Raw genomic sequence first — 26,205 nt, 5'->3', positions numbered from 1 at the left:
CAAGCCGTCAGGGCTCTGTCTAGGCATGTTTTTCGGGGGCCGAATGTGAAGCATTTCACACAGCACGCGTATTGCGTGGCAAGGCAGGACCGCACCGCTCTCGGTCAAGACTGTCGTACCCCCGTCGCATTGCCGCGCTAAACAGCAAGCGTTGATGGATTGCCGACCGCGGATGAACCGGCGGCGTCCCAACATCGAGGAAGCGGGGCTTTGGCTCCGCTTTTTTGTTGCCCTTGTCCCGGCAAAGAGATTGCGTCGTCCGGCCAAGAAGTCGCGCGTGCCTGGCAAAGAAGTTGAGTGCTCCCGGCAAAGAAAAAGCCCGCCGGAATGAACCGGCGGGCGAGACGGGAGGAAGCTCTTCAGTTGCGCGTCAGGCGGCGAGCACCGCCTTCGGCTCGACCATTTCATAGCCGAGCGCCTCGGCGACGGCGCGGTTGGTGATCTTGCCCCTGTGCACATTGAGGCCGTTGCGCAAATGGTGGTCGTCGACCAGTGCCTTCAGGCCCTTGTCGGCGAGCTGCAGGCCGTAATGCAAGGTGGCATTGTTGAGCGCGTGGGCCGAGGTCACCGGAACCGCGCCGGGCATGTTGGCGACGCAATAGTGGATGACGCCGTCGACCTCATAGGTCGGGTCCGCATGGGTGGTCGCATGCGAGGTCTCGAAACAGCCGCCCTGGTCGATGGCGACGTCGACCAGCACCGAACCCTTCTTCATGCCGGACAGCATTTCGCGGGTGACGAGCTTGGGTGCCGCGGCGCCCGGGATCAGCACGGCGCCGACGACGACATCGGCGGAAAAGCATTCTTCCTCGAGCGCCTCGACAGTCGAATAACGGGTGTGGACGCGGCCGGCGAAGAGGTCGTCGAGCTGGCGCAGGCGCGGGATCGAGCGGTCGATGATGGTGACGTCGGCGCCGAGGCCCGCGGCCATCCTGGCCGCATGCAGGCCGACCACGCCGCCGCCCAGCACCGTCACCTTGCCCGGCAGCACGCCGGGCACGCCGCCGAGCAGCACGCCGCGGCCGCCATTGGCCTTCTGCAGCGCGGTGGCGCCGGCCTGGATCGACAGGCGGCCGGCGACTTCCGACATCGGCGCCAAAAGCGGCAGGCCGCCGCGGTCGTCGGTGACCGTCTCATAGGCGATTGCCGTGACGCCGGAGGCAAGCAGGCCCTTGGTCTGTTCCGGATCCGGCGCCAGGTGGAGATAGGTGTAGAGGATCTGGCCGTCGCGCAGCTGCACCCATTCGTTGGGCTGCGGCTCCTTGACCTTGACGATCATGTCGGATTTCGCGAACACATCGGCGGCCGTCTTGGCGATGATGGCGCCAGCGGCGCGGTAGGCGTTGTCGTCGGCGCCGATACCGGCGCCGGCGCCGGTCTCGACCAGCACCTCATGGCCGTGCGCGACATATTCGCGGACCGAGCCGGGCGTCAGGCCGACGCGATATTCATGGTTCTTGATTTCCCTGGGGCAGCCGACGCGCATTTTGTTCTCCTGTCCGGCCCTTCAGAGGGCACGTTCCCTGTTGAACAGAGTGAACCACGAAACGTTCCGTAGGTGTTTGCGAATACGCTTGCGACAGCATGCAGTCTTCGATAATCGTTGCGCAAAATGCCGTTATCTTCGCAGGAATCACGAAAAATGCCGCTGGACAGGATCGATATCGCCATTCTGGAGACTTTGCAGAAGGATGGCCGGATCCCCAATGCCGCACTTGCGGAAAAGGTCGGGCTGTCGCAGTCGGCCTGTTCGCGGCGGCTCGACAATCTGGAGAAATCCGGAACCATCCGCGGCTATCACGCCCGGCTGTCCAACGCAGCGCTCGGCCACCAGATGACGGCGATCGTGCATATATCGCTGTCGGGACAATTCGAAAAGACGCTGTCGGATTTCGAGGCGGCGATCAAGCGTTGCCCCAACGTGCTGTCCTGCCACCTGATGTCGGGCGAATACGACTACATCCTGCGCATCGCCGCCAAGGACCTCGTCGACTATGAGCGCATCCACAAGGAATGGCTGTCGGCCATGCCGCATGTGACGAAGATCAATTCGTCCTTTGCCTTGCGCGAGATCGTCGACAGGACAGCGATGGGGCTGAGGCCGGAGATGGCTTAGCCGTCATTTACCTGCGACGGCCTCGGTCACCACCGTGGTCATCGGGATATCGTGCGGCTGCGGATAAATGGTGGGAATGCGCTGCAATCCGTAACCGACACCTATCACCAGCGGCCTGAATGGCATCGCGGCAAGCGTGCGGTCGTAGAAGCCGCCGCCATAGCCCAGCCGGTAGTTCCCGGGATCGATGCCGACGACGGGCGAGATCACGACATCCGGCAGCACCGGATCGCCCTCGGCTGGAATCGGGATATTCCAGACGCCTTTCTCCAGCCGGTCGCCCGGTCTGTAGGCACGGAACACCAGGGGCTGTCCCTTCTCGATGACGACGGGGAGCGCTGTGCGGCCGCCCCGTTCGTTAATGGCGGCCATCCAAGGCCGCAGGTCCGGCTCGCCGCGGAACGGCCAGTAGAGGCTGACCATGCGGCCGGCAATGTCGCCGATCATGGCGTCGAGACCTTCGGCGATGCGCGTCGACATCGCCGCGCGCGCGTCGGCGGAAACGGCGAGGCGGGCGGCGATCAGCCTTTCGCGCTCGGCTTTGCGCCAGCGCCTGACATCGGTCCAGTCGGTGAGCGGGGCCCGGAATTCCGGATCGAGCTCGTGCATGAAACAGGGCGGCGAGGCGTATTGGGCCGGACCTTCGTCTTCGCGATTGTTAGCCATGCTTCACTCCGGTCGTCATCGGTTCCACGCTATACCCGAGGCTGGCGAGCGGCATGTGCGTTCACGACACCGGGCGACGACTCCCGGGCAATGGTGGCTTCCAGGGCAATGTTGTTGCGCTGCACAAAAATGCTTACATCAGGGTCAGCGGGTTCGCTTGCGAGGTGGTGCGATGAAAGATGCCAGCCATCATGTCGTGGTCGTCGGCGCGGGGTTCGGCGGCCTCGAACTCACCCACGCGCTTGCCGGCGCGCCGGTGCGCATCACGATGATTGACAAGCGCAACCACCACCTTTTCCAGCCGCTGCTTTACCAGGTGGCGACGACGTCGCTGGCGACCTCCGAGGTCGCCTGGCCGATCCGTCACCTGCTGCGCAAGCGCAAGGACGTCACGACGCTTCTGGGCAATGTCATCGGCGTCGACCGCGCGGGCAGGCGTGTCCTGCTCGAAGACGGCGTCGCGGTCAGCTACGACACGCTGGTGCTCGCCACCGGCGCTCGCCATTCCTATTTCGGCCATGACGAATGGGAACCTTTTGCACCCGGATTGAAGACGCTGGAGGATGCCACCACGATCCGGCGCCGCATTCTGATCGCTTTCGAGCAGGCCGAACGGGAAGCCGATCCGGAGAAGCGCCAGGCCCTGCTGACCATTGTAATCGTCGGCGGCGGACCGACCGGCGTGGAGCTCGCCGGCACCATTGTCGAGCTTGCGCGTGATACGCTGCGCGGCGAGTTCCGCAGCATCGATACCAGGCAAACGCGCGTCGTGCTGATCGAGGCCGGCGACCGCATCCTTGCCAATTTCGCGCCGAAACTTTCGGACTACGCCCGCAAGGCGCTTGAGCGGCTTGGCGTGACGGTCGAGCTCGGCCGGCCCGTCACGCGGCTGGATGCCGAAGGCGTCGTCTTTGGCGACAAGCGCCTGCCGGCAAGGACAATCCTGTGGGCGGCGGGCGTTGCCGCTTCGCCTGCCGGGGAATGGCTGGGAGTGTCCGCCGACCGGGCGGGCAGGGTGCTGGTCGAGCCCGATCTCACTGTGCCAGGCAATCCGGAGATATTTGTCATCGGCGATACCGCGCATGTGCTGCGGCCGGACGGAAAGCCGGTGCCCGGCGTGGCGCCTTCCGCCAAGCAGGAGGGCAAGCATGTCGCCGCGACCATCAAGGCGCGGCTGGCCGGCGATACGACACTGCGTCCTTTCCGTTACCACCACGACGGCGATCTGGCGACGATCGGCAAACGCGCGGCTGCGATCGATTTCGGCTGGATCAGGCTCACCGGATGGATCGCCTGGTGGCTCTGGGGCATGGCGCATATCTATTTCCTGATCGGCTTCCGTAACCGGCTTACGGTTTCGCTTAGCTGGCTGTGGATATATTTTACCGGCCAGCGCAGCGCCCGCCTGATCACCCAGGGTGACGACGACAAGAGCTGATTTCCAGCGCCTGTTTCATCGAAGCGTCACCTTGTCGTGATCAACAGGTCTCCGACAGCCATGGACTTGAGATGCTTTCAGCGCCAAGCTTTGCGCCAGGGGTTGGGCTGGTGATGATGTCGAAGAGGAGGAAACAATGTCACGACTGCCCGTCTCCCGTCGCGAGTTCCTGGCCGGCGCCGCCGCCACCGGTGCGCTGATCGTGCTGCACCCGTTCTCCGCCTGCGCCGCGGCCAACCAGGCGCATCTGAGAATCATGGAAACCACCGACATCCATGTCAATGTGCTTCCCTATGATTACTATGCCGACAAAGCAAATGACACGATGGGCCTGTCCCGCACCGCCTCGCTGATCAACGCAGTGCGCAAGGAAGCCACCAATTCGATGCTGATCGACAATGGCGACCTGCTGCAGGGCAGCCCGATGGGTGACTATGTCGCCTATGAGAAAGGCATGAAGGATGGCGACCTGCACCCGGTCATGAAGGGCATGAACCTGCTTGGCTATGAATGCTCGACGCTCGGCAACCACGAATTCAACTACGGCCTGTCGTTCATGGACAAGGTGCTGGCCGGCGCCAATTTCCCGTTCGTCTGCGCCAACCTGATCCGCGGCACCACGCTTGCCGCGAACCCGCGCGACGACAAGCTTTATCTCAAGCCTTATGTCATCCTCGACAGGAAGATCAAGGACGGCTCGGGCGCCGAGCAGCCGATCAGGATAGGCGTCATAGGCTTCGTGCCGCCGCAGATCATGGTCTGGGACCTGAAGAACCTGGAAGGCAACGTCAAGACGCGCGATGTCGTCGAGGCAGCGAAGGCCTGGGTGCCGCAGATCCGTGAGGAGGGCGCCGACATCGTGATCGCGCTCTCGCATTCCGGCATCGACGTCAAGCAGGGCGACATGATGGAGAACGCCTCGTTCTTCGTCGCCGGTGTCGAAGGCATCGACGCGGTTTTCACCGGTCACCAGCATCTCGTCTTCCCCGGCAAGAAGGATTTCCAGGCGCTCGAAGGCGTCGACGCCGAGAAGGGCACCCTGCAAGGCAAGCCGGCGGTGATGGGCGGCTTCTGGGGCTCGCATATGGGCCTGATCGACCTGCTTTTGGAGCGCGACGGCTCGAAATGGCGGGTCGTCTCGGCGACCTCCGAGGCGCGGCCGATCTACGAGCGTGTCGACAACAAGAACAGGCCGACGGTCGGTGACGACAAGCGCATCGTCGCGGCGCTGGAGCAGGACCACGAGGCAACGCTTGCCTATGTGCGCCGCCCGGTCGGCAAGACCTCGGCGCCGCTCTATTCCTATTTCGCGCTCGTTGCCGACGATCCGTCGGTGCAGATCGTCAACCAGGCGCAAAGCTGGTACCTCAAGGACATATTGAAGAGCACGCGATGGAAGGACGTGCCGCTGCTGTCGGCGGCCGCGCCCTTCAAGGCTGGCGGCCGCAGCGGCGCCGACTACTATACCGACGTGCCGGTCGGCGACATCGCCATCAAGAACGTCGCCGACCTCTATCTCTATCCAAACACCGTGCGGGCGGTCGAAGTCACCGGCGCGCAAGTCAAGGAATGGCTGGAGATGTCAGCCGGCATCTTCAACAGGATAGAACCGGGTAAGGCCGACCAGCCGCTCATCAACGCCGATTTCCCGTCTTACAATTTCGATGTCATCGACGGCGTCACCTACAAGATCGACCTGTCGCAGCCGTCGAAATACGATTCCAAGGGCGGCATAGCCAATGCCGGCTCAAATCGCATCGTCGATCTGAAATTCGACGGCAAACCGATTGATTCGGCGGCAAAATTCGTCGTCGCCACCAACAATTACCGCGCCGGCGGCGGCGGCAATTTCCCCGACATCAACGCCTCGAAAATCATCTACGAGGCGCCGGACACTAACCGCGACGTGATCGTGCGTTATGTCATCAGCGAAGGCACGATCAATCCGTCGGCCGACGGCAACTGGTCGTTCGCGCCGCTGCCCGGCGCCAGCGCTGTCTTCGAGACCGGCCCCAACGCGAAGGATTTTATTGCCGAGGTGAAGTCGCTGAAGATCGAGCCGGCGGGCGAGGGCGAGGCAGGGTTTGCCAGATATCGCATCACGCTTTGAGGCCGCGAAAAAGCGCATACCGGCGAAAACCGGTGAACTGGACCGATTGCCCCGCACCTGCTCTGGTTCCAGCCGGCGACATGCGATAGTTTTAGCTATGCGTTATGTGATCGTCATTGCCGCCGTCACCTTTTTCCTGATCTGGGACGGCCTCTACAATCAGGGCCACTATCTCGACCTGACCGTCAGGGAGATGTCGCGCATCGTGCGCTATGTCACCGGAGCCGGCTGACCGCTGCGCCGGGTAACGGGCGCGACATCGTTGCCGGTTGACCGGACGGCCTTGCTCCCACAAAAAACACGCCTGAACTGACGATCAGGGAGGCTGGATTGATCCGGCACATCGTTTTCTTCAGCGCGCGGCGCAACGAGGATGTGGAGGCAGTGCGCTCCGGCTTGCAGGAGCTCGGCAAAATCCCGCATTCCAGTCATTTCGAGGTGACGCTCAACACCAAGGTCGATCAGTTCTCCAACGCGATCGACGTGGTCGTCTATGCCGAATTCGAGGACGAGGCGGCGCTCGCGGCCTACAAGGCGCATCCCCTCTATGCCGAGACCACCAGCAAGGTCAAACCGTTGCGGGAGCTGCGTTATTCGGCCGATGTCGTGGCCGCCTGAGTCACGGACTCTTTTGGCACGTGCCGCCGTGCCCTTGAACCGTCGGCGGGAATGGGGCACACCGCGCCGGCATGACGAAGATTTCCGCCCATCCGCTCGACCATCTTGTGCTGCCGACACGCAGCCTCGATGTCGCAAGGCAGCGCCTGGTCTCGCTCGGGTTTGTCGTCGCGCCGACCGGCGTCCATCCCTTCGGAACCGAAAACTGCTGCGTCTTTTTCGCTGACGGCACCTATCTGGAGCCGCTGGCGGTGGGCAACGAGCAAGTGGCGGAGCGCGCCATAGGCGAGGGCAATGTCTTCGTCGCGCGCGACCGCCTCTACCGCGAAAGGCTGGGCGACGAGGGCTTTTCCGCCGTCGCCCTCGGGACAGGCGACGCTGGCGCCGACCATGCGCGCTATTTCGAGACCGGCCTGTCGGCCGGCGACGTGCTGGAATTTTCGCGCGCCTTCACCGACGCGGCAGGACAAAGCGATATGGCATCCTTCAGGCTGGCCTTCTGCGCCGACCACCTTGGGAGCGACGCTTTCCTCTTTGCCGTCGAACGCATCAACGCGCCGAAGATCGATCGCACGGCGCTCCAGGCGCATGCCAACGGCGTGACCGGCATCGTCGAGATCGTCGCGGTCAGCGACGAGCCGCCAGCGCCGCGCCGGCTGCTTTCGATCGCTGCCGGCATCGAAGAACGCGATGACGACACCGTAGGCCTGCCGAACGCGACATTGAACGTGCTCAACCCAGCCGCCTTTGCCTTGCGCTTTGGCGTTCCGGCGATGGCCTCTTCGGAGCTGCGCTTCGCTGCCATCGTTTTCTCGGTCCGCAGCATAGCAGCCGCCACGCGCGTGCTTGCAACCAGCGCGATCGGATACGACATGAGCGGCAACGATATCGTCGTGCCGCCGGCGCCCGGGCAGGGCGCCGCCTTCATCTTCCGGGAGATCCCATGAGCAAGCCCTCGGCGCCCAATGCATCGGTAACCGTCGGCAAAGTCGTCTTCGACAACGCGGCGCCCCTGTCGCTGATCGCCGGCCCGTGCCAGCTGGAATCGCGCCAGCACGCCTTCGACATGGCTGGCGCCTTGACGGAATTGACCCGCAAGCTCGGCATCGGGCTGGTGTACAAGACCAGCTACGACAAGGCCAATCGAACCTCGCTGTCGGCAACGCGCGGCGCCGGGCTCGAGGCGGCGCTGCCGGTCTTCGACGATTTGCGCAAGGAATTTTCGCTTCCCGTTCTGACCGACGTCCATACCGAGGAACAGTGCGCCATCGTGGCGCCGCATGTCGACGTCCTGCAGATCCCGGCCTTTCTTTCGCGGCAGACCGACATGCTGGTCGCGGCGGCGAAAACCGGCAAGGTGATCAATGTGAAGAAGGGGCAGTTTCTCGCGCCCTGGGACATGAAGAACGTCGTCGCCAAGATCACCGGCTCCGGTAACGCCAACGTGCTGGTCACCGAGCGCGGCGCGTCCTTCGGCTACAACACGCTGGTCTCCGACATGCGCGCGCTGCCCATTATGGCCGAGATCGGTGCGCCGGTCATTTTCGATGCCACGCATTCGGTGCAGCAGCCGGGCGGGCAGGGCGGCTCTTCGGGCGGCGAACGGCGTTTCGTCGAGACGCTGGCCCGCGCCGCGGTGGCCGTCGGCGTCGCCGGCGTCTTTATCGAGACGCACCAGGACCCCGACAATTCGACCTCTTCCGACGGGCCCAACATGGTGCCGCTGAAGGACATGCCCGCACTGCTCGAGAGGCTGATGGCGTTCGACCGCATCGCCAAGGGACTCTGATATAGACGGCGCGAAGCCGATCCTGCGCCGGCTTGTTGTTGTAAAAAGCCGGTTGTACGCTGGTATTGCAACTGAGCGCCTTTGGCAGGAGGAAGCCATGTCCGTCGCCCGCGTTACCGAAATCACGTCATCGTCCAGCAAGAGCTTTCAGGACGCCATCGAGCAGGGCATTGCGCGCGCCGCAAAAACCTTGAAGAATGTCGAAGGTGCCTGGATCCAGGACCAGAAGATCGATGTCCAGGACGGCAAGATTTCAGCCTATCGGGTAAACATGAAAGTGACCTTCATCCTCATGGACTAATGCATGCCGCGCAAAAGTATGCAGCGGTTTTGCGAAATGCATCAAAACAAAGATCCAAAGCGCATCGCCTAAATCCGTGTCAGCGCGACGCGCTTTAGAATTTCGCACCCGGCGAAAAGTCTCTGGAACCTTCGCCAGTTCCTCTCATTGTCCCTGCGGGCATCTAACCGAGAGGAGATCAATCATGGCTACCCCGTCTGGGCATACCGAAGCCATTGCCGCTTCGCGCGTCATCGGCACGACGGTCTACAACACCGAAGGAGACAGCATTGGCAGCATCGAGGACGTCATGCTGGACAAGATGTCAAACGGCATCATGTTCGCGGTGATCGGTTTCGGCGGTTTCCTCGGCATGGGCGAGAAATATCATGCCATCCCTTGGGCCAGCCTCGACTATGATCCGGAGAAGGGCGGCTACGTCGTGCCTTTCACCAAGGACCAGCTCAAGGCGGCGCCCGCGTACTCGATCAAGGAGCTGACCGGCGCCGACGGCGAAGCGGCCCGCGATGCCTCTTTCGCCTACTATAACGTGGCGCCGTACTGGCATTGATTGCCGACAAACCGCAGGCTGGAATCGAAAGGCCCCTGGCAGAACCGGGGGCCTTTGAGTGTCCGGGATCTACTCCCCCGCGTGCAGGGTAGACAGCTCCATGGAGCCTTGCTGGGGCTTCTGGGGATCGCACGACGTCAGGAACGCCGCCGCGATCAGGAACAAACTCACGATACCGCTCAACTGGGACATGGCGAAACCCTCTCCTGTTTCGCCCCGCGCGAACGCCACCATAGATGAGAAGCGTGCGCGATGCGCATGACTTATGATGACACAAATTTGCGCTTCGTGAATCGTGCCGGCGGCACTATTTGCGGGCGGCCCGATTGCCTTTTGCGATGCTTTGGCTAAGAGGGGCGCGACGCTTCAATCGATCAATCGGGGACATCGCAAATGACCGCCATCATCGACATTGTCGGGCGTGAAATCCTGGACAGCCGTGGAAATCCGACCGTCGAGGTCGATGTCGTGCTGGAAGACGGTTCGATGGGCCGCGCTGCGGTGCCGTCCGGCGCCTCGACCGGCGCGCATGAGGCGGTCGAGCTGCGCGACGGCGGCCCGCGCTATCTCGGCAAGGGCGTTCAGCGCGCCGTCGAGGCCGTCAATGGCGAGCTGTTCGAGGCGATCGGCGGCATGGAAGCCGAGAACCAGATCCATATCGACCAGACGATGATCGAGCTCGACGGCACCCCCAACAAGAGCCGGCTCGGCGCCAATGCCATCCTCGGCGTGTCGCTGGCGGTGGCCAAGGCCGCCGCGGAAGCCGCCGGCCTGCCGCTATACCGCTATGTCGGCGGCACCAAGGCGCATATCCTGCCGGTGCCGATGATGAACATCATCAATGGCGGCGCCCATGCAGACAACCCGATCGACTTCCAGGAATTCATGATCCTGCCGGTCGGCGCGCCGACGCTGCGCGACGGCGTGCGCTGGGGTTCGGAGATCTTCCACACGCTGCGGAAGAAGCTCAAGGATGCCGGCCACAACACCAATGTCGGCGACGAGGGCGGTTTCGCGCCCAATCTGAAGAGCGCGCCGGCGGCGCTCGATTTCATCATGGAATCGATCGTGCAGGCCGGCTTCAAGCCGGGCGAGGAGGTCGCGCTCGGCCTCGACTGCGCCGCGACCGAATTCTTCAAGGACGGCAACTATGTCTATGAGGGCGAGAAGAAGACCCGCGACCCCAAGGCGCAGGCGAAATACCTTGCCAAGCTCGCCGCCGACTATCCGATCATCACCATCGAGGACGGCCTTGCCGAGGACGATTGGGAAGGCTGGAAGATCCTGACCGACATGATCGGCAAGAACATCCAGTTGGTCGGCGATGACCTGTTCGTCACCAACACGGCGCGGCTGCGCGACGGCATCCGCATGGGCGTCGCCAATTCGATCCTGGTCAAGGTCAACCAGATCGGGTCGCTGACCGAAACGCTCGACGCGGTCGAGACCGCACACAAGGCCGGCTACACCGCCGTCATGTCGCACCGCTCGGGCGAAACCGAGGATTCGACCATCGCCGACCTCGCCGTCGCCACCAATTGCGGGCAGATCAAAACCGGCTCGCTGTCGCGCTCCGACCGCATGGCCAAGTACAACCAGCTGATCCGCATCGAGGAAGAGCTCGGCAAGCAGGCGCGCTACGCCGGCAAGTCGGTGGTCAAGAGCTGATCTGGATCTAAAGCTCGCGTGAAAAAGGATCACGCGAGCTGCTCACTAGCTTCTATTGGACTCGTCAATGACCGCTATCGCGTCGACCTCTATGAGGTAGCCAGGAGACATTATCGCTACCCCGACCACGACATTCGCTGGTTTGTGATCTCCAAACAGCGAAATCTGTGCTTCTTCGATGATCGGAACGTGTTCATCGCGCCTGTAATCGACAATGTAGATTGTGATCTTGCAAACTTGCTCAGGCCGTGCACCTGCCGCACTGAGCGCTCGTCCGAGATTGCCGAATGCCAGGCGCGCTTGCGCCGCAAAATCACCATGCCCGACGAGCTTGCCGTGTATGTCCTCGGGCTGCTGACCTGAGACGAATACCAGCTTGGTTCCCGCCGCGACGACAACCTGCGTGTACATCTCTGGAATTGGCAGATCCTTGGGGTTGATGAGTTCGAGCGGCACCAACAATCTCCTGCTACGTTCGACTGAAATCGACATTGGTGATGACCGCGTCGCTGGCACACAGGACGACGCGCCAGCGCCAGCTCGCCGCCAGGGCTTAACGCCATCCATCCGGCTGACGCACTGATCTCGCAGTGATGTCCGGCGATGATTGATCAACCGACAGCATGCTGTCAATTAATTCCAGGCTATGGCCGAGGGCTGGTCATTCCTGCCCTTTTCGTGTCCGCCGTAACCATCCATTAAGCACAATCGGGCGAAAAAGGTCGTCGGCCGCTCGCGTTCGCGGCTGCGAGGGTTCGAGTGATGTGGACACGTCAGCACAAGCAGAGAAATACGGGCCGGCTGATCATTCCGTCGCTTTGCGTGCTGTTCCTGGCCTATTTCGGCTTCCACGCCTATCACGGCGAATTCGGCATCTACTCCAAATACAGGCTCGAGGCTCAGGCGGTCGAACTGCAGGCGCAGCTCGATGCCGTCAAGGCGCGGCGGGTCGAGTTCGAGCGCCGCGTCCAGCTGATGCATGAAGGCACGCTGGAGAAGGACATGCTTGACGAGCAGGCGCGAAAGGCGCTCAATCTGTCGCAGCCCGACGAAATCACCATCATGCTGCCTGCTCCGACCAAATAACCGATTTCCGGTTAACAAAGGTTATTCGCAATGATTCTAGTCGGTTAGACGCATGCCAGCCATGCGTTTTTCGGCATGGCGCAATGCATCCTCGCATGTTAGCCTCCCGCAAATCGGTGGGGAGACATTGACCTCCCCGGAGGGGATTTCGTCCCGCTCTAATGTCCGCCAAGAGACGCCATCAGGGAGTGATGCATGGCCACCGCCGCCAAAAAAGCGCCTGCCAAATCCAGAACCGACGGCAAATCGTCGGGCCTTACCACCCCTAAACCAGTCGAATTCACCAAGGACGAAGAGCTTGCCGCCTATCGGCACATGCTGCTTATCCGCCGCTTCGAGGAAAAGGCCGGCCAGCTCTACGGCATGGGCTTCATCGGCGGCTTCTGCCATCTCTATATCGGCCAGGAAGCCGTCGTCACCGGCATGAAGATGGCGCTGGTCGACGGCGACCAGATGATCACCGCCTATCGCGACCACGGCCACATGCTGGCGATGGAGCTGTCGCCGCGCGGCGTCATGGCCGAACTCACCGGGCGCCGCGGCGGCCTGTCGAAGGGCAAGGGCGGCTCCATGCACATGTTCTCCAAGGAGAAGCATTTCTACGGCGGCCACGGCATCGTCGGCGCGCAGGTGTCGCTCGGCACGGGTCTCGCCTTCGCCAACCGCTATCGCGACAACAACAACGTCTCGTTGACTTATTTCGGCGACGGCGCGGCCAACCAGGGCCAGGTCTATGAAAGCTTCAACATGGCCTCGCTGTGGAAGCTGCCGGTGATCTACATCATCGAGAACAACCGCTACGCCATGGGCACGTCCGTGTCGCGCTCGTCGGCCGAGACCGATTTCTCGCATCGCGGCGCTTCCTTCAAGATTCCCGGCATCCAGGTCGACGGCATGGATGTGCGCGCCGTTAAGGCCGCCGGCGATCTCGCCACCGAATGGTGCCGCGCCGGCAACGGCCCGCTGATCCTCGAAATGCAGACCTACCGCTATCGCGGCCATTCGATGTCCGACCCGGCGAAGTACCGCTCCAAGGAGGAAGTGCAGAAGATGCGCTCCGAGCATGACCCGATCGAGCAGGTCAAGACACGGCTGATCGACAAGAAGTGGGCGAGCGAGGACCAGCTCAAGACCATCGACAAGGAGGTTCGCGACGTCGTCGCCGACGCCGCCGAATTCGCCCAGCACGACGCCCAGCCGGATCCGTCCGAGCTCTGGACCGACATCGTACACTAAGGGAGGGCAAGGACATGCCGATCGAAATTCTCATGCCCGCGCTCTCGCCGACGATGGAAGAGGGCAATCTTTCCAAATGGCTGAAGAACGAGGGCGACAAAGTCGTCGCCGGTGACGTCATCGCCGAGATCGAGACCGACAAGGCGACGATGGAGGTCGAGGCGGTCGATGAAGGCACGCTGGGCAAGATCGTGGTTCCTGCCGGCACCGAAGGCGTCAAGGTCAACGCCGTGATCGCCGTGCTGCTGCAGGACGGCGAAAGTGCAGCCGATGTCGAAAAGGGCGGCAAGGCTCAGCCCGCTTCGACCCAGGACGCTGTTTCCTCGGGTGGTCAGCGTACCGACGCGGCGGAGGAAGGTTCGAAAGCATTCGCGCAGGATGCCGGCGAGGCTCCGAAGGTCGTTCCCGCGGCTCCGGCGGTGAAACCGGCAGCCGATCCGGATATTCCCGCCGGCACCGAGATGGTCTCGACCACCGTGCGCGAGGCGCTGCGCGACGCCATGGCCGAAGAGATGCGCCGCGATGGCGATGTCTTCGTCATGGGCGAGGAGGTCGCCGAGTACCAGGGCGCCTACAAGATCACGCAAGGCCTGCTGCAGGAGTTCGGGCCGCGGCGCGTCGTCGACACGCCGATAACGGAGCACGGCTTTGCCGGCGTCGGCGTCGGCGCGGCGATGGCCGGCCTGAAGCCGATCGTCGAATTCATGACCTTCAACTTCGCCATGCAGGCGATCGACCAGATCATCAATTCGGCCGCCAAGACGCTCTATATGTCCGGCGGCCAGATGGGCGCGCCGATCGTGTTCCGCGGGCCGAACGGTGCGGCAGCCCGCGTCGCCGCCCAGCACTCGCAGTGCTATGCCGCCTGGTACAGCCACATTCCCGGCCTGAAGGTGGTGATGCCCTACACGGCCGCCGACGCCAAGGGCCTGCTCAAGGCGGCGATCCGCGATCCGAACCCGGTCATCTTCCTCGAGAACGAGATCCTCTATGGCCAGTCTTTCGACGTACCGAAGCTGGACGATTTCGTGCTGCCGATCGGGAAGGCACGCATCCACAAGCAAGGCAAGGACGTCACCATCGTCTCCTTCGGCATCGGCATGACCTACGCGGTCAAGGCGGAAGCCGAACTGCGCGGCATGGGCATCGACGCTGAAATCATCGATCTCAGGACCGTCCGCCCGCTCGACTTCGACACCGTCATCGCCTCTGTCAAGAAGACCAACCGTCTGGTGGTAGTGGAAGAGGGCTTCCCGCAGAGCTCGGTCGGCGACCACATCGCCAGCCAGGTCTCGCAGCGCGCCTTCGACTTCCTCGATGCGCCGGTGATCACCATCGCCGGCAAGGACGTGCCGATGCCCTATGCGGCGAACCTCGAGAAGCTGGCGTTGCCCAATGTCGGCGAGGTCGTCGAGGCCGTCAAAGCCGTTACCTATCGCTGAGCCGGTCGGGAGGACATCATGCCAATCAACATCACCATGCCGGCGCTCTCTCCGACCATGGAAGAGGGCAATCTGTCAAAATGGCTGGTCAAGGAAGGCGACAAGGTTTCGCCCGGCGACGTGATCGCCGAGATCGAGACCGACAAGGCGACGATGGAGGTCGAGGCCGTCGATGAAGGCACTGTCGCCAAGCTGGTCGTTCCGGCCGGCACCGAAGGCGTCAAGGTCAACGCGCTGATCGCCATCCTTGCCGGCGAGGGCGAGGATGCCGGCGCCGCGGCCAAGAGCGACGGCGGCGCCGCGCCGAAGGCAGAGGCTCCAAAAGCGGACGCGCCGAAAGCCGAAGCGCCAAGGGCGGATGCGCCGAAGCCTGCAGAAGCAGCGGCCACAGCGCCCGCGCCGGCAGCGAAGGCCGAGCCTGCTCCGGCCGCCAATGGCCACGCCGGTGGCGAGCGCGTCTTTGCATCGCCGCTCGCCCGCCGCATCGCCAAGGATGCCGGCATCGATGTGGCGGCTGTGAGTGGTTCCGGCCCGCATGGCCGCGTGGTGAAGGCCGATGTCGAGGCGGCGATTTCGTGGGGCGGCGCCACGGCAGCGCCTGCCGCCAAGGCGCCCGCCGGTGCGCCGCCGACCGCTCCGGCGCTGAAGCCAATGTCGGACGATCAGGTGCTGAAGCTGTTCGCCGAAGGCTCCTACGAGCTCGTGCCGCACGACAACATGCGCAAGACCATCGCCCGCCGCCTGGTCGAGGCCAAGAGCACCATCCCGCATTTCTATCTGACGCTCGATTGCGAGCTCGATGCGCTTTTGACTCTGCGCACACAGCTCAACGCAGCGGCACCGGTGAAGAAAACAGAGAAGGGTGAGGCGCCGGCCTACAAGCTCTCCGTCAACGACATGGTCATCAAGGCGATGGCCATGGCGCTGATGGCGGTGCCGGATGCCAATGCGTCATGGACCGAGAGCGCCATGGTCAAGCACAAGCACGCCGATGTCGGCGTTGCCGTGTCGATCCCTGGCGGGCTGATCACGCCGATCATCCGCCGCGCCGACGAAAAGACGCTGTCCACCATCTCCAACGAGATGAAGGATCTGGCCAGCCGCGCCCGCAGCCGCAAGCTGAAGCCCGAGGAATATCAGGGCGGCACGACGGCCGTCTCCAATCTCGGCATGTTCGGCGTCAAGGATTTCGCCGCCGTCATCAATCCGCCGCATGCGACCATCCTGGCGGTCGGCGCCGGCGAGGAACGGGCGGTGGTGAAGAACGGCGAGATCAAGATTGCCACCGTGATGTCGGTGACGCTCTCGACCGATCACCGCGCCGTCGACGGCGCTCTTGGCGCCGAGCTGCTCGGCGCCTTCAAGCGGATCATCGAAAACCCGATGGGCATGCTGGTCTAGCAACCAGGCGGGGCACGCTCGCGGACAGGCTTTAGCAGAGGCGGGGCACAGGCATGAAGACAGTTCTCTGCTATGGCGATTCGCTGACCTGGGGCTATGACGCTGCAAACCTCGGCCGTCATCCGCTGGAGGACCGCTGGCCGAGCGTGCTCAAATCCGCGCTTGGCGACGGCATCGAGGTCATTGCCGAGGGCCTCAATGGCCGCACCACCGCCTTCGACGATTATCTCGCCGGCGCCGATCGCAATGGCGCAAGGCTGCTGCCGACTATCCTGACCAGCCACGCGCCGCTCGATCTGGTCATCTTCATGCTCGGCTCCAACGACATGAAGCCGTGGATCCATGGCAATCCGGTCGCCGCCAGGCAAGGCATGCAGCGCCTGATCGATATCGTGCGCGGCCACGACTATCCGTTCGACTGGCCGCCACCGCAGATCCTGCTGGTAGCGCCTCCCACCGTCTCACGCACCGACAATGCCGAATTCAAGGAGATGTTTGCCGGCGGCGACGATGCCTCGAAGCGATTGGCGCCCCAATATTCCGCGCTTGCCGACGAGGCCGGTTGCGGCTTCTTCGATGCCGGCACCGTGGCGACCACCACGCCGCTCGACGGCGTTCACCTCGATGCCGAAAACACGCGCAGGATCGGCCAAGCGCTGGCGCCGCTGGTGCGTGTGATGCTGGAACTCTAGAGAAAGAAGAACGGAGAAACCCGTGGCTGAATCCTACGACGTCATCATCATCGGCTCAGGCCCTGGCGGCTACGTCACGGCGGTGCGCTCCGCCCAGCTCGGTTTCAAGACGGCGATCGTCGAACGCGAGCATCTCGGCGGCATCTGCCTCAACTGGGGCTGCATCCCGACCAAGGCCCTGCTGCGCTCGGCCGAGATCATGCATTATTCCGACCACCTCAAGGACTACGGGCTGAAGCTCGACGGCAAGGTCAGCGCCGACACCGCCGCCGTCGTCGACCGCTCGCGCAAAGTGTCGCTCAGGCTCAATGGCGGCGTCGCCTTCCTGATGAAGAAGAACAAGGTCGACGTCATCTGGGGCGAGGCCAAGCTCAGCAAGGCTCCTTCCGGTGACAAATTGGGCGAGATCGTCGTCTCCAAGACCGCCAAGAAGCCGATGGAGCCGCAGCCGCCGGTGCCCAAGGGCGTCAAGGGCGAGGGCACCTACACGGCCAAGCACGTCATTCTGGCGACCGGCGCCCGGCCGCGCGCGCTGCCCGGCATCGAGCCGGACGGCAAGCTGATCTGGACCTATTTCGAGGCGATGGTGCCGAAGGAGATGCCGAAGTCGCTGCTGGTGATGGGCTCCGGCGCCATCGGCATCGAGTTCGCCTCCTTCTACCGCACCATGGGCGCCGAGGTGACGGTGGTCGAATTGCTGCCGGCGGTGATGCCGGTCGAGGACGCCGAAGTTTCCAAATTCGCGCAAAAGCAGTTCGAGAAGCAGGGCATGAAGATCATCCTCGAGGCCAAGGTGACCAAGGTTGAAAAGGGCGGCAACTCGGTCACCGCGCATGTCGAGATGAAGGACGGAAAGGTCGAGAAGATCACCGCCGATCGCATGATTTCGGCCGTCGGCGTGCAGGGCAACATCGAAAATCTCGGCCTCGAAACGCTTGGCGTGAAGACCGAGCGCGGCTGCGTCGTCGTCGACGGCTACGGCAAGACGAATGTGCCCGGCATCTATGCCATCGGCGACGTCGCCGGGCCGCCGATGCTCGCCCATAAGGCCGAACATGAGGGCGTCGTCTGCGTCGAAAAGATCGCCAATTTCCCCGGCGTGCATGCCATCGACAAATTGAAGATCCCCGGCTGCACCTATTGCAACCCGCAGGTCGCTTCGGTCGGCCTGACCGAGGCCCGGGCCAAGGCCGAGGGCAAGGACATCCGCGTCGGCCGTTTCCAGTTCGGCGCCAACGGCAAGGCGATCGCGCTAGGGGAGGACCAGGGCTTCGTCAAGACCATCTTCGACAAGAAGACCGGTCAGTTGCTCGGCGCCCATCTGGTCGGCGCCGAAGTGACCGAGCTGATCGAGGGCTTCGTCGTGGCGATGAACCTGGAGACCACCGAGGAAGAGCTGATGCACACCATCTTCCCGCATCCGACGCTGTCGGAGATGATGAAGGAGAGCGTGCTCGACGCCTATGGCCGCGCTTTGAACGCATGATAAGTTGCCCTTGCGAGACTCGCACGCAAAGGCCGGGGGAACCTGACGGCAAGGCAGTTCGTTTCCGGCTGCATTTTCATCTGGTACAGGAGGACTTGGCACATGCATTTGAATGGCGTCGGCTGGATCGCAGCCATCATCATCGGAGGTCTGGCGGGCTGGCTCGCCGAAATGGTCATGAAGAGCAACACCGGCATCTTCATGAACATCATCATGGGTATCGTCGGCGCGGTGGTGCTGAATGCGATCCTGCAGGCTCTGAACATCCAGTCTTTCGGCGTCGGCTGGGTAGCCTACCTGATCACCGGCTTCATCGGCGCCTGCCTGCTCATCTTCGTAGGACGGCTGGTGCGCCGCTAGACCTTGCGAAATGCCGCTATGCGAAAATGGCCGTGACGGCATGCGCCGGCGCGGCCTTTTGCTTTACTCCGAAAAGTCCTAAATGACGCAGACAGGCGGCCGCGAACGCTGCCGCGAAGGGTTTGAGATGGTCACTGTTCTCGACACGATCGCCAATGCGCCGCGCCTGCGGCACCCCGAAAAAGCGCACAGGCCCGACCAGGACGTGCTGCGCAAGCCCGACTGGATCCGGGTCAAGGCGCCGGTCTCGAAGGGCTATGCCGAAACGCGCGAGATCGTGAAGTCGCACAAATTGGTCACCGTGTGCGAGGAGGCCGGCTGCCCGAATATCGGCGAGTGCTGGGACAAGAAGCACGCCACCTTCATGATCATGGGCGAGATCTGCACGCGCGCCTGCGCGTTCTGCAATGTCGCCACCGGCATCCCGACCGCGCTCGATCCGGATGAACCCGCGCGGGTGGCGCACGCGGTCAAGCAGATGGGCCTCAGCCACGTCGTCATCACCTCCGTCGACCGGGATGACCTTGCCGATGGCGGTGCGCAGCATTTCGCCGATGTCATCCGCGCCATCCGCGCCGCGACACCTTCGACGACGATCGAGATCCTGACGCCCGACTTCCTGCGCAAGGACGGCGCGCTGGAGATCGTCGTGGCGGCGAAGCCCGACGTCTTCAACCACAATTTGGAAACCGTGCCGTCGAACTATCTGACGGTCCGGCCGGGCGCCCGCTACTTCCATTCGATCCGGCTGCTGCAGCGGGTGAAGGAGCTCGATCCATCGATCTTCACCAAGTCCGGCATCATGGTCGGCCTCGGCGAAGAGCGCAACGAGATCCTGCAGCTGATGGACGATCTGCGGTCGGCCAATGTCGACTTCATGACCATCGGCCAGTATCTGCAGCCATCGAAGAAGCACCATCCGGTGATCCGCTTCGTCACGCCGGAGGAGTTCAAGTCCTTCGAGACGATCGGCAAGACCAAGGGTTTTCTGTTGATGGCGTCGAGCCCGCTGACGCGCTCCTCGCATCATGCCGGTGACGATTTCGCCAGGCTGCGGGCGGCGCGCGAGGCGCAGCTCGAGAAAGCCGGCTGATCCGTCTGCAATGCCGAAATTCGAAGCCACTCGCCGCGTCGCCCACACGCCGGAGCAGATGTTTGCGCTGGTGGCTGATATCGAGACCTATCCGCAATTCCTGCCGCTCTGTGAGGCCCTCACGGTACGCTCGCGCAAGGAGCGCGATGGCCGCACCATCCTCATCGCCGACATGAGCATCGGCTACAGGGCGATCCGCGAGACCTTTACGACGCAGGTGCTGCTGAAGCCCGACGAGAACGCCATCGACGTCAAATACATCGACGGCCCGTTCAAATATCTCAGCAATATCTGGCGTTTCGACCCGGCCGACGGCGGCGGATGCGAGGTGCATTTCTTCATCGACTACGAATTCAAGAGCCGCATCCTCGGCGCGCTGATGGGCACGATGTTCGACCGCGCCTTCCGCATGTTTTCCGAAGCCTTCGAGAAGCGCGCCAATTTGATCTACGGCACAAGGCCCGCCTGATCTTCGCCAAGCGCGCGCAGGCCGAGTTCCAGCGCGCGACGCACCGTCTCCCTGCGAATGAAGGCGCGGCCCTTGTCGGCAAACAGCTGGCGTTCGGCGACAACCGGCTGGCCGGCCAGCGCGACCCCGAACCAGACCAGGCCGACCGGCTTTTCCGCCGAGCCGCCGCCCGGACCGGCAATGCCGGTGACGGCGAGGCTCAAGCCCGCGCGCGAGCGCGCCAGCGCACCGGCCGCCATTTCCAGCGCCGTCTCGCGCGACACCGCGCCGTGAGCGTCCAATGTGGCTTTGGCGACGCCGAGCATGTCCATCTTGGCTTCGTTGGAATAGGTGACGAAGCCGCGGTCGACCACGGCGGAAGAGCCGGCAATGTCGGTAAGCGCGGCGATGATCATGCCGCCGGTGCAGCTTTCGGCCGTCGCCAGCACGATGCCGCGCCGCTGGCAGGCCTGAAGCAGGGTGTCGGCAAGCTCGGTGTTGCTCATGCTGGCACATCGCCTGGAAAGACGACGTTTGCCGTGGCAATCGCTGCTATGCCTTCGCCGCGACCGAGAAAGCCCAGCTTCTCATTGGTCGTCGCCTTGATCGAGATGCGCTCGGGTGCAATGCCGAGCATCGCCGCGAGCGCCGCCGTCATCGCCTCGCGATGCGGGCCGACGCGCGGCGCTTCGCAGATCAGCGTGATGTCGGCATTGGCGATGCGGCCGCCGCGCTCGCGCACCAGCTTCGCCGCGTATTCAACAAAAATGCGCGATGCGGCCCCTTTCCACTGCGGGTCCGACGGCGGGAAATGCGTGCCGATGTCGCCGGCGCCGCAGGTGGCGAGCAGCGCGTCGGTCAGCGCATGAAGCCCGACATCGGCATCCGAATGGCCGGACAGCTTACGGTCATACGGAATGGCGATGCCGCATAACGTGACGTGGTCGCCGGGTTCGAAGGCGTGGACATCATAGCCATTGCCGGTGCGGATGTCGGGGAAGCGCGGCAACGCGCTGGAAAGCCGCTGGTCCGCCATTGCGATGTCCCTTGCCCAGGTGAGCTTGATATTGTCCGGCGAGCCGGTGACGATCTTGACCGGGATATGCGCCCATTCGGCGATCGCCGCATCGTCGGTGAATTCGGTTTTGCCGAGGTGATACGCCTTTTCATGCGCCGCCAGCAGCGGCCAGAAGGGGAAACCTTGCGGCGTCTGCGCGGCATGAAGGCCGGCCCGCGGCACCGTCTCCTCGATCATGCCCGTGGCCGATTCCCGCTTCAGCGTGTCGGCGACGGGCAGGGCGGGAAGCGCTCCCTGGCGCTCGCCGATGGCGTCGATGGTGCGGTCGATCAGTCCGGCATCGACGAAGGGGCGCGCCGCATCATGCACCAGCACCTTTGCCGGCGCCTGGTCCCGAAGCGCCAAAAGCCCGAGCCGGACCGAAGCTTGGCGGGACGAGCCGCCTGTGACAGCGAAGACGCGCCTGGCATTCTCTCCCGCCGCGCGCTCGAAAAGCTCGGCGTCGTCGGCATGGATGGCCACCACCACCGGGCCGATCCTCGGATGCGAGAGAAAGGCCTCCAGCGTATGCATGATGACAGCGCGGCCGCCGATGCGCTGATACTGTTTCGGACCGTCCGCCTGACCGGCGCGCGCGCCACGCCCGGCTGCGACGATTACCACGCCGACCTTGTCGTTCATTTCTGTCGCCGGAATGTCGCTTGCGTCGGTCATGTCAACCGCTCCTAGTCGGGGTAATGGCTGAAGACCAGCTTTTTCCAAAATGCGCCTTAATGTGACGTCATTGCGCGTTGCACAATGCCATTCTTCTGGCTAGAAAATGTGCAGCAATCGAACGTGCTTGGTTTTTGCGCATGCCTGAACTGACGAAATTGGCTTTGCCGCTCGACATTGGCGGCGTGAGGATACGCAACCGCGTGTTCCTCGCGCCGATGTCCGGCATCACCGACGAGCCCTTCCGGCAGCGCGCCCACGCGCATGGCGCCGGGCTGGTCGTGTCGGAAATGGTGGCGAGCGGCGAACTGGCCAGGGGCAGGGCAGGCTGTGGCCTGCGCATCCGTCACTCGGGGCTGCCCGTCCATATGATCCAGCTTGCCGGCCGCGAGGCGGCGCATATGGCCGAAGGCGCGCGCATCGCGGCAGGCGAGGGCGCCGACATCATCGACATCAACATGGGCTGCCCGGCCAAGAAGGTAACGGGCGGCTATGCCGGCTCGGCGCTGATGCGCGATCTCGACCATGCGCTGTCGCTGATCGAGGCCGTGGTCGGCGCCGTAGCGGTGCCGGTGACGGTCAAGATGCGGCTCGGCTGGGACGAAAGCGCGCTCAACGCCCCGATGCTGGCGCGCCGCGCCGAGCAGGCCGGCGTGCGCATGGTGACGGTGCACGGCCGCACGCGCTGTCAGTTCTACCAGGGCAAGGCCGACTGGCGCGCCATCGCGCGCGTCAAGGAAGCGGTCTCGATCCCCGTGGTGGCCAATGGTGACGTCGGCTCTCCGCAAGAGGCGGCGACGATCCTTGAGCAGTCGGGCGCCGACGCGGTGATGATCGGCCGCGCTCATTACGGCGCGCCATGGGCCGCCGGCGATATCGCGGCGGCAGCCGCCGGCGCATCAGCACATGGCATCCCTGACACCCCGCAAGCGCTCGCCGACTATATCGCCGCCCATCACGAGGACATGCTTTCGCTCGACGGCGTCGAGAGCGGCCTGCGGCAGGCGCGCAAGCATCTCGGCTGGTATCTCGATCGCCATGCGCCCGGCGTTTCGCCAGAACAGCGCAAGCGCATTCTGACCTCTTTCGACCCGGCCGGGGTCATCGCCGGACTGCGCGAGGCAGTCGCCGATGGGGCGATTCCGAACGGCTTGCGGAGCGCGGCATGAAGGCCAACGTCCCGCAGCCGGTCAAGATGGCGGATGCCGCCAATATCGTGCTCAACACCATCCGCCGGCCGGTGATCATGGTCGATCCCGACGGCTTCATCACCTTCGCAAATGCGGACGCCGAGGATTTCTTCCGTTCCAGCGCCACCATGCTTGCCCGCAACACGCTGTCCAAGCTGGTGCCGTTCGGCAGCCCGCTGCTGACCCTGGTCGACCAGGTGCGCGAGCGCCGCGCGCCGGTCAACGAATACCGTGTCGACGTCTCCTCGCCGCGCCTCGGCATCGAGAAGATGGTCGATCTCTACGTCGCGCCGGTGCCGGAGTTCCCGGGCTCGGTTGTGGTGATGTTCCAGGAACGGTCGATGGCCGACAAGATCGACCGCCAGATGACGCATCGCGGCGCTGCCCGCTCGGTCACCGGCCTGGCGGCGATGCTGGCGCATGAGATCAAGAACCCGCTGTCCGGCATCCGCGGTGCCGCCCAGTTGCTCGAGCTTTCGGCCTCCGATGAGGATCGCGCGCTCACCCGGCTGATCACCGACGAGACCGACCGCATCGTCTCGCTGGTCGACCGCATGGAGGTGTTTTCGGATGAGCGGCCGATCGAGCGCTATCCCGTCAACATCCACGTCGTGCTCGATCATGTGAAGGCGATCGCCAAAAACGGTTTTGCCAAGCGGACCAAGATCCTGGAGGAATATGATCCATCGCTTCCTCCGGTCTATGCCAACCGCGACCAGCTGATCCAGGTGTTCCTCAATCTGGTCAAGAATGCCGCCGAGGCGATCGGCGCCGATCCGCAGGGCGAGATCATGTTGTCGACCGCCTTCCGGCCGGGCATCCGCGTATCGGTGCCTGGGACGCAGGACCGCGTCTCGCTGCCGCTGGAATTCTGCGTGCACGACAATGGCCCCGGCGTTTCCGAGGACATCCTGCCGATCCTGTTCGATCCCTTCATCACCACCAAGCCGAACGGCTCGGGACTGGGCCTGGCGCTGGTGGCCAAGATCGTCGGCGAGCATGGCGGCATCATCGAATGCGATTCGACGCCGCGCGGAACCACCTTCCGCATCCTCATGCCGGCCTGGAAGGCGATCGCGCACGGTGCCGACGACGAAGCTGAAGGAGACCGCAAATGACCGCTCGCGGCAATATTCTGGTCGCCGACGACGATGCGGCGATCCGCACCGTGCTCAACCAGGCGCTGTCGCGCGTCGGCCATGAGGTGCGCGTCACCTCGAACGCTTCGACATTGTGGCGGTGGGTGGCGGCCGGCGAGGGCGACCTTGTCATCACCGACGTGGTGATGCCGGACGAGAACGCCTTCGACATGCTGCCGCGCATCAAGAAGGCGCGGCCGGAACTGCCGGTCATCGTCATGAGCGCCCAGAACACCTTCATGACGGCGATCCGCGCCTCCGAGACCGGCGCCTACGAGTACCTGCCGAAGCCGTTCGACCTCACCGAGCTGCTCAACATCGTCAACCGCGCGCTGGCCGAGCCGAAACGGCCGAAGCTAGAGTCGCGCGCAGAAGAGCAGCCGGAGACGATGCCGCTGGTCGGCCGCTCGGCAGCCATGCAGGACATCTACCGCATGCTGGCGCGCATGATGCAGACCGACCTGACGGTGATGATTTCGGGCGAGTCGGGGACCGGCAAGGAGCTGGTGGCGCGCGCGTTGCACGAATATGGCCGCCGGCGAGGCGGCCCGTTCGTGGCCATCAACATGGCAGCGATTCCGCGCGACCTGATCGAATCGGAACTGTTCGGTCATGAGAAGGGCGCCTTCACCGGGGCGCAAAACCGCTCCACCGGTCGCTTCGAGCAGGCCGAGGGCGGCACGCTGTTCCTCGACGAGATCGGCGACATGCCGATGGAGGCGCAGACCCGCCTGCTGCGCGTATTGCAGCAGGGCGAATACACCACGGTCGGCGGCCGCACGCCGATCAAAACCGACGTGCGCATCGTGGCCGCCACCAACAAGGATCTGCGGACGCTGATCAACCAGGGCCTGTTCCGCGAGGATCTGTTCTATCGCCTGAATGTCGTGCCGCTGCGGCTGCCGGCGCTGCGTGAACGCTCCGAGGATGTCCCGGATCTGGTGCGGCACTTCTTCAAGCAGGGCGCCAGCGAGGGCCTGCAGACCAAGCGCATTTCGACGGGCGGCATCGAGCTGATGAAGCGCTACCCCTGGCCCGGCAATGTGCGCGAGCTGGAAAACCTGGTGCGCAGGCTGGCCGCCCTTTATTCGCAGGACGAGATCTCGGCCGAGATCATCGAGGCCGAGTTGAAGACCGGCGAAAGGCCGGTCGTGCCGGGCGCCGGCCCGCTCATTCCGGACGATCTGGCGATCGGCCAGGCGGTCGAGCATTTCCTGCAGCGTTATTTCGCGTCCTTCGCCGGCGAATTGCCGCCGTCCGGCCTTTACCAGCGCATCCTCGCCGAGGTCGAGTACCCGCTGGTGCTGGCCTCGATGACCGCGACGCGCGGCAACCAGATCAAGGCCGCCGAGCTCCTGGGCCTCAATCGCAATACGTTGCGCAAGAAGATCCGCGAACTCGGCGTCAACGTCTACAAATCCTCCAGGCAGCCATAGAGCAGTTCCAGGAAGCAGGTTCCGTCCGGACTTGCGTGAAAACAAAAATCCCGGGCGGTCCGGCAATTCTACAAAAAGCTGAACCACCCTAGCGTCAGAGCGGCTTCCGAGCAAATTGACCGGGGAAAGATTTCCGTCCCGGCCACACTTGTTGCATAATCGCCACAATGCGTTGCATACATCCGACGCAATCACTGACTCAAAAACG

At 63.6% G+C, this 26,205-nt stretch carries 27 protein-coding genes; 22 read left to right on the top strand and 5 right to left on the bottom strand.

Annotated elements, in window-relative coordinates:
* Nucleotides 1-370: 370 nt before the first annotated feature.
* Nucleotides 371-1,486 (bottom strand): alanine dehydrogenase, encoded by a 1,116-nt coding sequence (ald, locus tag FJ974_RS18380; RefSeq protein ID WP_140538444.1) that lies wholly within the window; start codon nucleotides 1,484-1,486, stop codon nucleotides 371-373.
* A 156-nt stretch (nucleotides 1,487-1,642) separates the two neighbouring features.
* Between ald and FJ974_RS18375 the strand changes: the two genes are divergently transcribed.
* Nucleotides 1,643-2,116, top strand: a complete 474-nt coding sequence (locus tag FJ974_RS18375) for an Lrp/AsnC family transcriptional regulator (protein WP_140538443.1) — start codon at nucleotides 1,643-1,645, stop codon at nucleotides 2,114-2,116.
* 3 nt (nucleotides 2,117-2,119) lie between these two features.
* On the opposite strand, the gene FJ974_RS18370 is transcribed toward FJ974_RS18375, so the two are convergent.
* The gene (locus tag FJ974_RS18370; protein WP_140538442.1) at nucleotides 2,120-2,782 is read right to left on the bottom strand and encodes a 5-formyltetrahydrofolate cyclo-ligase; all 663 of its coding nucleotides are present in this window, start codon (nucleotides 2,780-2,782) and stop codon (nucleotides 2,120-2,122) included.
* Between the two features lie 172 nt (nucleotides 2,783-2,954).
* Here FJ974_RS18370 and FJ974_RS18365 point away from each other — a divergent pair, with 172 nt between their 5' ends.
* The 9 genes from FJ974_RS18365 (at nucleotide 2,955) to eno (ending at nucleotide 11,256) form a co-directional block, all read left to right on the top strand.
* Complete coding sequence (locus FJ974_RS18365; RefSeq protein ID WP_140538441.1) at nucleotides 2,955-4,220, top strand: NAD(P)/FAD-dependent oxidoreductase; 1,266 nt, start codon at nucleotides 2,955-2,957, stop codon at nucleotides 4,218-4,220.
* 136 nt (nucleotides 4,221-4,356) lie between these two features.
* A complete protein-coding gene (locus FJ974_RS18360; RefSeq protein ID WP_140538440.1) occupies nucleotides 4,357-6,330 on the top strand; it encodes a bifunctional 2',3'-cyclic-nucleotide 2'-phosphodiesterase/3'-nucleotidase in 1,974 nt (657 codons plus the stop codon).
* 97 nt (nucleotides 6,331-6,427) lie between these two features.
* Nucleotides 6,428-6,562, top strand: a complete 135-nt coding sequence (locus FJ974_RS30190) for a hypothetical protein (RefSeq protein ID WP_264296753.1) — start codon at nucleotides 6,428-6,430, stop codon at nucleotides 6,560-6,562.
* A 98-nt stretch (nucleotides 6,563-6,660) separates the two neighbouring features.
* A complete protein-coding gene (locus FJ974_RS18355; RefSeq protein WP_140538439.1) occupies nucleotides 6,661-6,948 on the top strand; it encodes a Dabb family protein in 288 nt (95 codons plus the stop codon).
* 71 nt (nucleotides 6,949-7,019) lie between these two features.
* The gene (locus FJ974_RS18350; RefSeq protein ID WP_140538438.1) at nucleotides 7,020-7,895 is read left to right on the top strand and encodes a VOC family protein; all 876 of its coding nucleotides are present in this window, start codon (nucleotides 7,020-7,022) and stop codon (nucleotides 7,893-7,895) included.
* On the top strand, nucleotides 7,892-8,737 hold the full coding sequence (gene kdsA / locus FJ974_RS18345; RefSeq protein WP_140538437.1) for a 3-deoxy-8-phosphooctulonate synthase: 846 nt from the start codon (nucleotides 7,892-7,894) through the stop codon (nucleotides 8,735-8,737). The genes FJ974_RS18350 and kdsA overlap by 4 nt, the downstream gene beginning before the upstream one ends.
* Before the next feature lie 97 nt (nucleotides 8,738-8,834).
* Complete coding sequence (locus tag FJ974_RS18340; RefSeq protein ID WP_140538436.1) at nucleotides 8,835-9,038, top strand: dodecin family protein; 204 nt, start codon at nucleotides 8,835-8,837, stop codon at nucleotides 9,036-9,038.
* A 184-nt stretch (nucleotides 9,039-9,222) separates the two neighbouring features.
* Nucleotides 9,223-9,588: a PRC-barrel domain-containing protein gene (locus FJ974_RS18335; protein ID WP_140538435.1), complete on the top strand. Its 366-nt coding sequence runs from the start codon at nucleotides 9,223-9,225 to the stop codon at nucleotides 9,586-9,588.
* Nucleotides 9,589-9,981: 393 nt separating this feature from the next.
* The gene (eno, locus tag FJ974_RS18330) at nucleotides 9,982-11,256 is read left to right on the top strand and encodes a phosphopyruvate hydratase (protein ID WP_140538434.1); all 1,275 of its coding nucleotides are present in this window, start codon (nucleotides 9,982-9,984) and stop codon (nucleotides 11,254-11,256) included.
* Between the two features lie 45 nt (nucleotides 11,257-11,301).
* Here the strand turns inward: eno and FJ974_RS18325 are convergent, their stop codons facing one another.
* A complete protein-coding gene (locus FJ974_RS18325) occupies nucleotides 11,302-11,712 on the bottom strand; it encodes a RidA family protein (RefSeq protein ID WP_140538433.1) in 411 nt (136 codons plus the stop codon).
* Nucleotides 11,713-12,018: 306 nt separating this feature from the next.
* Between FJ974_RS18325 and FJ974_RS18320 the strand changes: the two genes are divergently transcribed.
* From FJ974_RS18320 to FJ974_RS18280, 9 genes are all read left to right on the top strand, one after another.
* A complete protein-coding gene (locus FJ974_RS18320) occupies nucleotides 12,019-12,342 on the top strand; it encodes an FtsB family cell division protein (RefSeq protein WP_140538432.1) in 324 nt (107 codons plus the stop codon).
* A gap of 195 nt (nucleotides 12,343-12,537) precedes the next feature.
* Nucleotides 12,538-13,578, top strand: a complete 1,041-nt coding sequence (gene pdhA / locus FJ974_RS18315; protein ID WP_140538431.1) for a pyruvate dehydrogenase (acetyl-transferring) E1 component subunit alpha — start codon at nucleotides 12,538-12,540, stop codon at nucleotides 13,576-13,578.
* A 14-nt stretch (nucleotides 13,579-13,592) separates the two neighbouring features.
* On the top strand, nucleotides 13,593-15,020 hold the full coding sequence (locus tag FJ974_RS18310) for a pyruvate dehydrogenase complex E1 component subunit beta (protein WP_140538430.1): 1,428 nt from the start codon (nucleotides 13,593-13,595) through the stop codon (nucleotides 15,018-15,020).
* An 18-nt stretch (nucleotides 15,021-15,038) separates the two neighbouring features.
* Nucleotides 15,039-16,421 (top strand): pyruvate dehydrogenase complex dihydrolipoamide acetyltransferase, encoded by a 1,383-nt coding sequence (locus tag FJ974_RS18305; protein ID WP_140538429.1) that lies wholly within the window; start codon nucleotides 15,039-15,041, stop codon nucleotides 16,419-16,421.
* A 53-nt stretch (nucleotides 16,422-16,474) separates the two neighbouring features.
* Nucleotides 16,475-17,113, top strand: coding sequence for an SGNH/GDSL hydrolase family protein (locus FJ974_RS18300; protein ID WP_140538428.1), 639 nt, complete (start codon nucleotides 16,475-16,477; stop codon nucleotides 17,111-17,113).
* 22 nt (nucleotides 17,114-17,135) lie between these two features.
* Nucleotides 17,136-18,599 carry a dihydrolipoyl dehydrogenase gene (gene lpdA, locus FJ974_RS18295; protein ID WP_140538427.1) on the top strand — a complete coding sequence of 488 codons (1,464 nt, stop codon included), beginning with the start codon at nucleotides 17,136-17,138 and terminating at the stop codon, nucleotides 18,597-18,599.
* A gap of 102 nt (nucleotides 18,600-18,701) precedes the next feature.
* Nucleotides 18,702-18,959 carry a GlsB/YeaQ/YmgE family stress response membrane protein gene (locus tag FJ974_RS18290; RefSeq protein WP_059188542.1) on the top strand — a complete coding sequence of 86 codons (258 nt, stop codon included), beginning with the start codon at nucleotides 18,702-18,704 and terminating at the stop codon, nucleotides 18,957-18,959.
* A 127-nt stretch (nucleotides 18,960-19,086) separates the two neighbouring features.
* On the top strand, nucleotides 19,087-20,052 hold the full coding sequence (gene lipA / locus FJ974_RS18285; protein WP_140538453.1) for a lipoyl synthase: 966 nt from the start codon (nucleotides 19,087-19,089) through the stop codon (nucleotides 20,050-20,052).
* A gap of 10 nt (nucleotides 20,053-20,062) precedes the next feature.
* Nucleotides 20,063-20,521 carry a type II toxin-antitoxin system RatA family toxin gene (locus FJ974_RS18280; protein WP_140538426.1) on the top strand — a complete coding sequence of 153 codons (459 nt, stop codon included), beginning with the start codon at nucleotides 20,063-20,065 and terminating at the stop codon, nucleotides 20,519-20,521.
* On the opposite strand, the gene FJ974_RS18275 is transcribed toward FJ974_RS18280, so the two are convergent.
* Nucleotides 20,500-21,006, bottom strand: a complete 507-nt coding sequence (locus FJ974_RS18275; RefSeq protein ID WP_140538425.1) for a CinA family protein — start codon at nucleotides 21,004-21,006, stop codon at nucleotides 20,500-20,502. The genes FJ974_RS18280 and FJ974_RS18275 overlap by 22 nt on opposite strands.
* Nucleotides 21,003-22,232: a bifunctional 2-C-methyl-D-erythritol 4-phosphate cytidylyltransferase/2-C-methyl-D-erythritol 2,4-cyclodiphosphate synthase gene (locus tag FJ974_RS18270; protein WP_140538424.1), complete on the bottom strand. Its 1,230-nt coding sequence runs from the start codon at nucleotides 22,230-22,232 to the stop codon at nucleotides 21,003-21,005. Before FJ974_RS18270 ends, FJ974_RS18275 begins: the two co-directional genes overlap by 4 nt.
* 140 nt (nucleotides 22,233-22,372) lie before the next feature.
* Between FJ974_RS18270 and dusB the strand changes: the two genes are divergently transcribed.
* Genes dusB through ntrC form a run of 3 tightly spaced genes read left to right on the top strand, consistent with a single transcriptional unit; the run spans nucleotide 22,373 to nucleotide 25,997 of the window.
* Nucleotides 22,373-23,401, top strand: coding sequence for a tRNA dihydrouridine synthase DusB (gene dusB, locus FJ974_RS18265; RefSeq protein ID WP_140538423.1), 1,029 nt, complete (start codon nucleotides 22,373-22,375; stop codon nucleotides 23,399-23,401).
* Nucleotides 23,398-24,540, top strand: a complete 1,143-nt coding sequence (locus FJ974_RS18260; protein WP_140538422.1) for a two-component system sensor histidine kinase NtrB — start codon at nucleotides 23,398-23,400, stop codon at nucleotides 24,538-24,540. Before dusB ends, FJ974_RS18260 begins: the two co-directional genes overlap by 4 nt.
* A complete protein-coding gene (ntrC, locus tag FJ974_RS18255) occupies nucleotides 24,537-25,997 on the top strand; it encodes a nitrogen regulation protein NR(I) (protein ID WP_140538421.1) in 1,461 nt (486 codons plus the stop codon). Before FJ974_RS18260 ends, ntrC begins: the two co-directional genes overlap by 4 nt.
* Nucleotides 25,998-26,205 lie beyond the last annotated feature (208 nt).

Origin of the sequence: Mesorhizobium sp. B1-1-8 (assembly GCF_006442795.2) — a bacterium.
Lineage (GTDB): Bacteria > Pseudomonadota > Alphaproteobacteria > Rhizobiales > Rhizobiaceae > Mesorhizobium.
The sequence above is the reverse complement of the archived record's forward strand: the minus strand, read 5'-3'. Positions and strand labels throughout refer to the sequence as shown.